Below are 340 nucleotides of genomic sequence, written 5' to 3' on the forward strand. Positions count from 1 at the left end.
GGCTATATTAGCGGGAAAACAAGCACTAGTCCCACAACTTCAGGCCGAAATTGAGAATTTACGTTCTACACAGAAATCACATTTTGATAATGTATTAGCCTGGTCAATTGGCGGTGGACTAGGAGCAGCTATTTTAGTTATTGGAACGATTGCAGGAGCGGTAGTAATTGTTGTGACTGGTGGTACAGCTACACCAGCTGTTGTTGGCGGTCTTACAGCTCTAGGAGCAGCTGGTATCGGTTTAGGAACAGCAGCTGGTGTCGAGGCATCTAATCATATGAATTCTTATAATGAAATTTCGAATAAAATCGGAGAATTAAGTATGAAAGCTGATCTGGCT

The 340-nt window shown here is 42.4% G+C and carries 1 pseudogene; it reads left to right on the forward strand.

The window, feature by feature from the left end:
- A pseudogene (locus tag ACS2CR_RS34505) lies at window positions 1-340 on the forward strand (hemolysin BL lytic component L1); the annotation flags it as partial.

It is taken from the genome of Bacillus cereus group sp. BceL291 (assembly GCF_051776705.1).
GTDB lineage: Bacteria > Bacillota > Bacilli > Bacillales > Bacillaceae_G > Bacillus_A > Bacillus_A cereus.